This window comes from Cupriavidus gilardii, assembly GCF_017598945.1.
GTDB classification, from domain to species: domain Bacteria; phylum Pseudomonadota; class Gammaproteobacteria; order Burkholderiales; family Burkholderiaceae; genus Cupriavidus; species Cupriavidus gilardii_E.
In genome coordinates, this window is sequence record NZ_JAGFTW010000056.1 from 17,813 (window position 1) to 27,624 (window position 9,812).

Here is a 9,812-nt window from a genome sequence, read left to right on the forward strand (position 1 = left end):
AAATGGCTGGTGAAGTCGATCTGAACGCCAAGATGCAGGAAATCCAGCAGAAGGCCCAGGAGTTCTCGGTGAACATCATGGCCCTGCAGGACACGCTGACCCGTCAGAACGCCGTGGTCAGCAGCGAAATGGCGCACAACACGCAGAAGGCCAACCTGGTCCAGGGCGCGATGCAGGACGTCAAGCAGACGTCGAGGACCAACTGACGGCGGCGGGGTCGCGCGCGTCGCCGGACGGCCGCCAGGCCGCTCCGGCGCGCCGCGCACCCTGACCGGCTTGTCCCTCATTTCAGTCCAGGAGAACAGCGATGGATCCCACCGCGATCGCCGCCCAAGGCGCCGTTGCCGATGCGGCTTCCGTGTCCGCGCACCAGCAGGCGCCGCAGGCCAACCAGGCCGCCGATCCGGCCGACGCGCGCACCTTCGCCGAGATGGTGCAGCATGGCACCGCCGGCGGCACCACGGCCAGCGAGCCGACCACGTCCTCGCTCGGCGCCGCGATCCGCACCACCTATGTGTCGGCGGGCGAAGAGGCCGCACGCCAGGCTGCGCGGCTCGACGAAATGCGCGAAAGCATGTTCACCGCGATCCAGCAGGGCAGCACCAGCGACGTGGTCTATCAGGCCATGATGCTGCAGACCGAATCGCTCGAGCTGTTCTCGTCGATCCATGTCACGTCGAGCATCGGCAGCGCGGGCACCAATCTGTTCAACAGCCTGCTCAAGAACCAGCAATGACGCCGATCTCTGCGGCTTCGGCCATGCCGGCCACACGCCGGCCCAGGCTGTCCCGCCTTGCCCGTGTTGCCCCGGTGGCGCTCGTGCTGCTGCTGGCAGCCTGCCGCGTCGACCTGTACGCCTCGCTCAACGAGGCCGAAGCCAACCAGATGCTGGCGGTGCTGACCGCCGAAGGCATCGATGCCGACAAGGTCCGCGCAGGCGAGACCGGCTGGAGCGTGCGCGTCGACGAGTCGCAACTGCCCGCGGCGCTCGAAATCCTGCGCAGCGAGGGCCTGCCCGGCGAGCGCTTTTCCTCGCTGGGCCAGGTGTTCCAGAAGCAGGGCCTGGTGGCGACGCCGACCGAGGAGCGCATGCGCTATATCTTCGCGCTGTCGCAGGAACTGTCCGAGACGCTGCGCAATATCGACGGCGTGGTCACCGCGCGGGTGCACGTGGTGATCCCGGCCACCGATCCGCTGTCGGACAAGATCCGGCCGTCGTCGGCCGCGGTCTTCATCAAGCATCGTCCCGATACCGACCTGCGGCTGCTGGTGCCGACGGTCAAGGACATGGTCGCCCACAGCATCGAGGGCGTGACCCACGACAAGGTGTCGCTGTCGCTGGTCGAGGCGCGGCCGTTCACGCCGATCGGACCGGTTGCGCGCGCGCCCGCCGGCAGCGGCTTCCCCGTCGGCCGCTTTGCCGCGATCGCGGGCGCGGTGATCGCCGCGCTGGCGCTCGCCGGGCTCGGCGTGCTGGCGTGGAAGCGCGGCGGCCTGCGGCAGGCGCTGGGGCGCCTGGGCGCAGGGACCTCGACGAGGAGCCGTGCCTGATGGTCGCGCTGGCCGCGGCGGGCCTGCCGCATGCCCCGCATGCGTCCTTGCATGTGCCGTCGCTTGCGCTGGCCCGCGCCGTCGCCGATTTCGCGCAGCGGCCGCTCGCGCATCAGCATCCGAGCTGGTTGCCGCGCGAATGGCCGCTGCCGCTGCGCAAGGCCGATCGCTTCGGCACGGCCGCGGCGCAGGTATTGGCCGGGCCGCTGTCGCCGTGCGGCGACGATGCGCACAGCCGCGCGCTGCTGCTGCAGGCCTTGCTCGATCGGCGCAACGACCCGCTCGCGCGGCTGGTGCTGCTCGATCGCAGCGCGCTGCGGCTGCTGGCCGTCTGGTGCGGCATGGCGGTGCACAAGCCGGGCTTTGCCAGCGAGCGCAGCCGCCTGGCCCAGCAGCTCGACGGCAGGCTGGGGGCGCTGGCACAGCCGCTGATCGGCACGGTGCCGTATCGGCTGCGGCGCGCCGCACGGCGCTTCGATCCGCAGGCCGTGGCCTTCATCCTGAAGCGCGTGCCCGATCTGCCCGACCTGCCGATGAACCTCGATCCCATCCGCGCGCGGCCTTCGTCCGCCGCCCGCGTGATGGCCGAACGGGGATACCGGCTGCTGTGCGGCCTCGTGCAGACGCTGCCGGCCTCGGCCGCCATCGGTACGGCCCGGAATGGCAGCGAACCGGCGCTGCTGACCGCGGTGCGCCGCAAGTTCCCGCGCCGGCTGGCTGCGCTGCCGGTGCCGGCGCTGAGCCGCCCGCAGGCCGCGCAGCTGCGCGAGCTGCTTCTGCTCAACCTGATTCCGGAACGGTTTCCGACATGGCACTGGCTTTTCTGATTACCAGCGAGAACCTGCAGCTGCTGTCCGAGCGCAAGGTCCTCAAGGAGGCGGAGTACGCGGCGCTGATGGATGCGGCCGAGGTCATCGAGGCCGCCCGCCGCGAGGCGCACCGCATCACCACCGACGCCCAGCGCGACGCGGAGCAGCGGCGCCAGCACGGCTATCGCGAAGGCTGGGCCAAGGCCCAGGCCGAACACGCGGCCGCGCAGGTCAGCGCCGCCGCCGAGGCGGAGCGCCAGCTCGGCGCGATGCGGCGGACCATGGCCAATATCGTGATGAAGGCGGTGCAGCAGATCGCCGGCGAGCTGGACCCGGACATCATCCTCGAGGTCGCGCTGCAGCGGATCGACGTGCTGGTCCGCAGCGAACCCTTCATTACCATCCAGATCCCGCTCGGCCGCGAGCAGGCGGTGCGCAACCTGCTCGACGCGATGGCGGAAACGCTGGACTGGCCGCGCCGCGCCAACGTCGTGGTCGAGCCGAGCCTGGAGCCCGACGCCTGCCGCATCCTGACCCCGTCCGGCACGATGGAGGTGGGGCTGCAGGCCCAGCTCGCAGCGTTCGCGCGCCGCGTGCAGGCCGGTTGAGGTAGCGCAGACCTGACCCGAAGCACCACGCGGAGCTTTCCCACTGATTCCCATGGCCGACCCGATCCCGACATCCGACCTGAAGGCCGCGCTGCAGCACGCCGCGCTCGATCTCGAACGCGCCTTCGACCACTTCACGCCGGTGGCGATGCGCGGCCGTGTGTCGAAGGCGGTCGGCATGCTGATCAATGCGACCGGCATCCAGGCGCATGTCGGCGAGATCTGCCAGCTGGTCACGCCGGGCGAGCCGCCGCTGCTGGCCGAGGTGGTCGGTTTCGAACAGCAGACCGCGCTGCTGACGCCGCTGGGCCGCACCACCGGCGTGTCGGCGGTGACCGAGGTCGTGCCGCTGATGCATGGCTACCGCTGCCCGGCCGGCGCGGCGCTGCTCGGGCGCGTGCTCGACGCGCTGGGCAGCCCGATCGACGGCCGTGGCCCGCTGATCGGCGTCAGCCAGGTGCCGGTCGAGAACGAACCGCCCGATCCGCTGACCCGCGCGCTGATCCGCACGCCGTTGCCGACCGGCGTGCGCGCGATCGACGGCTTGCTGACGTTGGGGGAAGGGCAGCGCGTCGGCATCTTTGCGCCGCCGGGCGTGGGCAAGAGCACGCTGCTCGGCATGCTGGCGCGCGGCGCGCAGAGCGACGTCAATGTCGTCGCGCTGGTCGGCGAGCGCGGGCGAGAGGTGCGCGAATTCATCGAATACAGCCTCGGCGATGCCGGCCTGGCGCGCACGGTGCTGGTCGTGGCGACCTCGGACCGCGCGCCGATGGAGCGCGTCAAGTGCGCCTACACCGCAACCGCGATCGCCGAACACTTCCGCGACCAGGGCAAGCGCGTGCTGCTGCTGGTCGATTCGCTGACGCGACTGGCGCGCGCGCAGCGGGAGATCGGCCTGGCCAGCGGCGAGCCGCCGACGCGCCGCAGCTATCCGCCGTCGGTGTTCTCGATGCTGCCGCAATTGCTCGAACGCGCCGGCACCGCCGCGCGCGGCTCGATCACCGCCGCCTACACGGTGCTGACCGAGGGCGAGGACGACAGCGACCCGATCGCCGAGGAGGTGCGCTCGATCCTCGACGGCCATATCGTGCTGTCGCGCAAGCTCGCCAGCGCCGGCCAGTATCCGGCGATCGACGTGCTGGCCAGCGTCAGTCGCGTGATGCCGCATGTGGTCGAGGACCAGCAGGCCCGCCATGCGGCCCGGCTGCGCGAGTTGCTGGCGAAATACCGCGAGCTGGAACTGCTGCTGCAGATCGGCGAGTACCGTCCCGGCGCCGATGCGGTGGCCGACGCCGCGGTCGCGTCGATCGGCCAGATTCGCGCCTTCCTGGCGCAGCCGGCCGGCAAGCTCGACGCCTACGAGACCACGCTGCGCACGCTCGAACGCGCGATCACGCCGCCCACGCCGGCCGCTTCGACCGCACCGGCAACGACGGCTGCGTCCGCCCGCGCCGCCGGCCCGCAGGAGGCCAGACGATGAACGGCGAATCCACCGCGGTGCCGCTGCGCCAGCTCGAACGCGTGCGCGAGCGCCGCCACGACGACGCCCATCGCGAGATGCGGCAGAAGCGCGATGCCTTCCTCGAAGGGATGCGGGCCGCCGAAGCGGCGCAGGGCGCGGTACGCGCGGCGCTGTCGGAGCGCGCGGCGTTTCTGCAGCGGCTGCGCGAGAGCGCCGCGCAGGACGGCGTCGCGATCTCGGGGCTGCTCGATGCGCAGGCGTGGCAGGCGTCCTTCGACGCCCGCATCGCACGCGCCAACGCCGCGCTGGCGCAGGCGCTGGACATTGCGGGCCAGCGTCGCGCCGAATTCGAACAAAGCCGCCGGCTGTGGGCCCAGGCGCAGGCCAGGCTGACCGGCACGCGCGAGCTGATCGGCCGCGAACAGGCATCGGCACGCGCCGACCTCGAACGCCGGGAGGAAGAGGCCGCCGAGGAGGCCGCGCTGCGCGTCTGGCAGCGGGGCATGCAGGCGGGCATCAAGGCATGATCGATCCGGCGATCTTCTTCCAGTGGGGCCGCGAGACCGTGATGCCCATCCTGATGGTGATGCCGCGGCTGCTGACGGCGTTTACCGTGGTGCCGTTCCTGTCGCATCAATCGATCCCCGGCGTTGCCCGCAACGGCATCGTGCTCGCCATTGCGCTGTTCGTCTCGCCCGGCGCCCGCGTCGACATCGACGCGGTGGCCGGTGGCCTCTGGCTGCTGCTGATCTTCAAGGAGGCCTTTATCGGCCTGCTGCTGGGCATGGCGTTCGGGCTGTTCTTCGTCGCGCTGCAGATGATCGGCGAGCTGATCGACTTCCAGACCGGTTCGGGCAACGCGACCTTCTTCGATCCGGTGACGCAGCAGGAAGACGGCCCGATGGAGAACCTGCTGTCCCACCTGGGCATCGCGCTGTTCGCCTCGTTCGGTGGCCTGTTCGCGATGACCGGCGTGATCGTCGAATCGTTTGCCTTCTGGCCGGTGATGTCGTTCGGCCCCGACGTCTCGCTGTCGTCGTTCCAGTTCGCCAATATCTATGCCGGGACGATGTTCTCGTGGGTGGTCAAGCTGGCCGCGCCGATCCTGCTGCTGCTGGTGATCGTCGAGCTCGGCTTCGCGCTGATCGCGCGTTTCGTGCCGCAGTTCGACGTGTTCCAGTTTGCGCAGCCGGTCAAGATCTCCGTCGCGTTCCTGATGCTGGTGCTGATGCTGTCGGTGATGGTCGACACGCTGCAGGGCTTCCTGCGGCCCGACAACGCGCTGATCGACCTGCTGCGCGGACGCGCGGGCGTCCAGTGAGGCCGCGCCATGGCCGATAGCGAAAAGAATCTCGAAGCGACGCGGCGCAAGCTCGACGATGCGCGCAAGCGCGGCGAGGTGCCGCGCAGCAGCGACGTGACCTCGGCGATCGTGTTTCTCGGGGTGCTGGTCGGGCTCTGGCTGCTGGGCCGCTATTTCGTGCGGTTGTTCCAGGCGCTGTGGCTCAGTGCGATGGGCTCGATCGACCGGCATCTGGCCGATCAACAGATGCTGGTGCTCGGCGAGGCCGGTGCGCGCTTTCTGCTGATGGGCGTGCTGCCGATCGCGGCGATCGCGCTGGTCTGCGGCATCGTCGGCGCCTTCGTGCAGGTCGGGCCGCTGGTCGCATTCGAACAGATCAAGCCGCAACTGGCGCGGCTGAATCCGGCCGAGGGCCTGAAGCGGATGTTCGCCGTGCGCAATCTGGTCAACCTGCTGAAGACCGTGATCAAGATCGCGCTGCTGGGCGGGCTGATCTATGTGCTGGCGCTGCGGGCGATCGAGGACGGCGTGCGGACCGGCTATGCGCGGCCCGCCGAGATCCTGCTGCTGATCGCCCATATCCTGCTGATGATGTGCTGCTGGGCCGCGGTGATCTACCTGATCATGGCGGTGATCGACTACGTGCACGAGCGCTACGAGTTCATGAAGCGGCAGCGCATGAGCGTGGAGGAGTACCGGCGCGAGTACAAGGATACGCAGGGCGACCCGATGATCGCCGGCCGGCGCCGCGCGGCGTTCTTCGAGGCGGCGTTCTTCGGCGTCGGCGAGCGGGTGCGGGTCTCCACCGCGGTCGTCTATTCCACGCAGTACGCGGTGGCCTTGCGCTACGACGGGCCGGGGACGCTGCCCAAGGTGGTGGCCAAGGGCGGCGGCCAGGTCGCGGCCCGCATCCGCCAGGCCGCGGCCGACTACCTGATTCCGTCCGCCTTCGATTCGGACCTGGCACAGCGGCTGTATCTGACGGTGCCGCTGGATCGCTTCATCGATCGCTCGCTGTTCGAGCGGGTGGCGGATTTGATGCGGTGGGCGAAGGGGGGATAGGGTGGTTCGCGGTTGGCTGGCGTGGGTTGCCCTCTCCCCAGCCCTCTCCCGCTAGCGGGAGAGGGAGCCGGTCAGCGCGATGGATACCGTGACGCCACTGCTCGACCGCTGACGTGCTCCCCTCTCCCGCTCGCGGGAGAGGGGCTGGGGGAGAGGGCAACCGCCGCTAGCAATCCAATAACGCCGCTTCCGCGCGATATCCAGCGCCCGCCCGCTCGCGCATCCCATTGCCCCCACGCTCCATCCTCTCCGCCCGATCCATCCTCTCCACCGCCGTGGCGATCAAGGTGGGGTCCTGCATGGTGGCCGCATGCGCCAGCTGCACGCGATTGCGCACGCCGAAATGGCTGCGCAGGCGGCGCATGTGGTAGTCGACGTTGAAGATCGACATCTCCATGCGATTGGCGATCTGCTTGTCCGACAGCCCTTGCGCCAGGCAGGCGAGGATATCGCGCTGGACCTCGGACAACCCGTCGCGCTGCGTGCCGCCCAGCGCCGGGATATCGGCATGGCAGGTCAGGAATTCGTGCAGCGCGAAGCCGACCGTCAACGCCTGGCCGATCACGGGGTCGCCGATCCAGCGGCGGCTCTCGATGCCGGAGGCGAAGCTGATCGCGACGAAATCGCTGGTGCCGGGCATCGGCAGGTTCAGGAACACGCCGCTGCGGATGCCGGCGTCGCGCAGATCGTCGAGGAAGCGGCGCAGCCGCAGCGCCTGCGTGCCGCCCGAGGTGCTGCGCTCCAGGTCGCTGACGTCCCACACCAGCGGCAGTCCGAAGGTGCCGGGCCGCGGTTGGCGCGGATCGACCTCGTAGTAGCGCTCGCGCAGGTAGTAGTCGCGCCAGCCCGGATGCGAATAGGTATCGAGGAAGGTGCGCAGCTGCACCTGTCCGCCGGCCGTGGTGGCTGTGCCATAGCCGAGCCAGTCGAAGCCGATCCCGCGGATCGCGGACTGCATCAGCGCGGTGCGCGATTCATGCGAGCTCTCGCGCAGCATGGCCTCCACCAGTCCCGGCATGCCGCCCTGGCGCGTGCGCCGCTGGACGGGAACGATATGCCGTTCGCCAAATACCTTGATGCCATGGGGGCCCGTCACGAGGGGCAGGCCGCGTGGACCGCGGACCGACGTGCCGTCGCTTGTGGCGCGCGGCAGGTCGGCTCTCAAGGTCCGCGACAGGCTGGTGTCGCGGCCCAGGCCGGCTTCCACTACTTTTTCCATCGATCGCCTCCGACAAATGCGTATGGCCGCCGCGCTGGCGCGCGACAGCGTGAAGGCTTGCCTCGGACCGATCCGCGAGCGACATACCGCGCCCGCTGGCCAGGCCTTTCAGGCAAAGCCCAACATACTGCTGACCCATTCCCGTCGGAAAACCCGGACGGCGCCGCGATGCGGCGCGCCCGGTGTTGTGCGTGCCGTGCGTTGCGCGGCCGCTATCGATGCTGTGGTGGTGCGAACCCGTGATGGCGCCATCGGTGGCAACTGCCATCTGGCGCCGGCCAAATTATTGCAAGCCAACATGTCATGACATCGCGCGTGCCTTCCAGCCGTGCGATGCGAGGCCGCATTGCCACCCGCCGCGATGCCCGCGAACGGCGCTGCGACAAGGCTTGCGGCCGGTTGATGCGATGCGGCGAGCATGTTGTATATCCGCCACTTTCCTTGGATCGTGTAGGGTTATCGCCGCCGACATGGGATCGATTGGCTGTCATGCTTCCAGCGTCTTGCCGCGCGTTTCCGGCAGCGTCAGCGCGGCGATGATCAGCACGCCGTACGCGCCGGCGGCGAACACGCCGATGGTCTGTCCCAGCGGCATGGTCTGGCTGACATGGCCGATCAGGAAGGGGAACAGCGCACCGATGGCGCGGCCCACGTTGTAGCAGAAGCCCTGGCCAGAACCGCGCACGCTGGTCGGGAACAGCTCGGTCAGGAAGGCCCCCATGCCGGCGAAGATGCCGGAGGCGAAGAAGCCCAGCGGAAAGCCCAACAGCAGCATCACGGTGTCGTTGACCGGGATCTGCGTGTAGATCAGCGCGATCGCCATCGAGCACAGCGCGAACAGCATGAAATTGCGCTTGCGGCCGATGCGGTCGGTCAGATAGGCGCTGGTGATATAGCCCAGATACGAGCCGACGATCACCATCGCCAGATAGCCGCCGGTGCCGAGCACCGTCAGCCCGCGCTCGGTCTTCAGGAAGGTCGGCAGCCAGGTCGTGATCGCGTAGTAGCCGCCTTGCGCGCCGGTCGTCAGCAACGCGGCACGCAGCGTGATCGACAGCAGCTTCGGCGAGAAGATCGCGGCGAACGAGGTCTTCTGCGCGGAGGCGGCTTCTTTGGCCTTGTGCTCGGCATAGACCTCCGGCTCCTTGACCAGGCGGCGCAGGAAGATCACGAACACCGCCGGCAGCAGGCCGATCAGAAACAGCGCGCGCCAGGCGGTCTCCGGCGGCAACAGGCTGAACACCAGCGCATACAGCAGCGCCGACATGCCCCAGCCCAGCGCCCATCCGGCCTGTACCATGCCGACCGCCTTGCCGCGGTCCTGCGAGCGGATCGCCTCGCCCATCAGCACCGCGCCCGCGGTCCACTCGCCGCCGAAGCCGAAACCCATCAGCGCGCGGGCGATCAGCAGCTGCTCGTAGTTCTGCGCCAGGCCGCACAGGAACGTGAAGAAGGCAAACCAGACGATGGTCAGCTGCAGCGTGCGTACGCGGCCGATGCGGTCGGACAGGATGCCGGCGATCCAGCCCCCGGCCGCCGAGGTCAGCAGCGTGGCGGTACCGATGAAGCCGGCATCGCCGCGCGTGATGCCCCAGGTCGCGATCAGCGTCGGAATGACGAAGCTGAGGAACTGCGTGTCCATCGCGTCGAGCGCGTAGCCGACCTTGCAGCTCCAGAACGTGCGCCGCTCTCCCGGCGTGATATCGCGATACCAGGCAAAGAGGCCGGTCGACGGTCGGCTTTGCTGCTCCCCCTGGATGCTGCCAATCTGCGTTTCCATGCGTTCCTCGTCGTGGTG

General features: G+C 69.2%; 12 protein-coding genes. 10 read left to right on the forward strand and 2 right to left on the reverse strand.

Annotated features, from left to right (window positions below; genetic code table 11):
* The first annotated feature begins 2 nt into the window (after nt 1–2).
* The 9 genes from J5T34_RS20275 to J5T34_RS20315 all read left to right on the forward strand — a co-directional run bounded on the left by J5T34_RS20275 (nt 3) and on the right by J5T34_RS20315 (nt 6,795).
* Entirely contained in the window at nt 3–206 is a 204-nt protein-coding gene (locus J5T34_RS20275) for a hypothetical protein (RefSeq protein ID WP_006580119.1), read from the forward strand.
* 101 nt (nt 207–307) lie between these two features.
* Nucleotides 308–736, forward strand: a complete 429-nt coding sequence (locus tag J5T34_RS20280) for a hypothetical protein (protein WP_208582413.1) — start codon at nt 308–310, stop codon at nt 734–736.
* Nucleotides 733–1,551 carry a type III secretion system inner membrane ring lipoprotein SctJ gene (gene sctJ, locus J5T34_RS20285; protein WP_244259104.1) on the forward strand — a complete coding sequence of 273 codons (819 nt, stop codon included), beginning with the start codon at nt 733–735 and terminating at the stop codon, nt 1,549–1,551. The genes J5T34_RS20280 and sctJ overlap by 4 nt, the downstream gene beginning before the upstream one ends.
* Nucleotides 1,551–2,378, forward strand: a complete 828-nt coding sequence (locus J5T34_RS20290; RefSeq protein ID WP_208582415.1) for a type III secretion system protein SctK — start codon at nt 1,551–1,553, stop codon at nt 2,376–2,378. The genes sctJ and J5T34_RS20290 overlap by 1 nt, the downstream gene beginning before the upstream one ends.
* Nucleotides 2,360–2,968, forward strand: a complete 609-nt coding sequence (gene sctL / locus J5T34_RS20295; RefSeq protein WP_174105431.1) for a type III secretion system stator protein SctL — start codon at nt 2,360–2,362, stop codon at nt 2,966–2,968. The genes J5T34_RS20290 and sctL overlap by 19 nt, the downstream gene beginning before the upstream one ends.
* Before the next feature lie 52 nt (nt 2,969–3,020).
* Nucleotides 3,021–4,448 carry a FliI/YscN family ATPase gene (locus J5T34_RS20300; RefSeq protein WP_244259105.1) on the forward strand — a complete coding sequence of 476 codons (1,428 nt, stop codon included), beginning with the start codon at nt 3,021–3,023 and terminating at the stop codon, nt 4,446–4,448.
* Nucleotides 4,445–4,957, forward strand: coding sequence for a type III secretion protein HrpD (locus tag J5T34_RS20305; protein ID WP_208582417.1), 513 nt, complete (start codon nt 4,445–4,447; stop codon nt 4,955–4,957). The genes J5T34_RS20300 and J5T34_RS20305 overlap by 4 nt, the downstream gene beginning before the upstream one ends.
* The gene (gene sctT / locus J5T34_RS20310) at nt 4,954–5,751 is read left to right on the forward strand and encodes a type III secretion system export apparatus subunit SctT (protein ID WP_208582419.1); all 798 of its coding nucleotides are present in this window, start codon (nt 4,954–4,956) and stop codon (nt 5,749–5,751) included. Before J5T34_RS20305 ends, sctT begins: the two co-directional genes overlap by 4 nt.
* A 9-nt stretch (nt 5,752–5,760) precedes the next feature.
* Nucleotides 5,761–6,795, forward strand: coding sequence for an EscU/YscU/HrcU family type III secretion system export apparatus switch protein (locus J5T34_RS20315; RefSeq protein ID WP_208582421.1), 1,035 nt, complete (start codon nt 5,761–5,763; stop codon nt 6,793–6,795).
* A 166-nt stretch (nt 6,796–6,961) separates the two neighbouring features.
* On the opposite strand, the gene J5T34_RS20320 is transcribed toward J5T34_RS20315, so the two are convergent.
* Nucleotides 6,962–8,014, reverse strand: coding sequence for a helix-turn-helix transcriptional regulator (locus J5T34_RS20320; protein WP_244259106.1), 1,053 nt, complete (start codon nt 8,012–8,014; stop codon nt 6,962–6,964).
* Between the two features lie 22 nt (nt 8,015–8,036).
* Here J5T34_RS20320 and J5T34_RS20325 point away from each other — a divergent pair, with 22 nt between their 5' ends.
* Nucleotides 8,037–8,321, forward strand: coding sequence for a hypothetical protein (locus tag J5T34_RS20325; protein WP_208582423.1), 285 nt, complete (start codon nt 8,037–8,039; stop codon nt 8,319–8,321).
* A 180-nt stretch (nt 8,322–8,501) separates the two neighbouring features.
* Here the strand turns inward: J5T34_RS20325 and J5T34_RS20330 are convergent, their stop codons facing one another.
* Entirely contained in the window at nt 8,502–9,794 is a 1,293-nt protein-coding gene (locus J5T34_RS20330; RefSeq protein WP_208582425.1) for an MFS transporter, read from the reverse strand.
* Between the last annotated feature and the right edge of the window lie 18 nt (nt 9,795–9,812).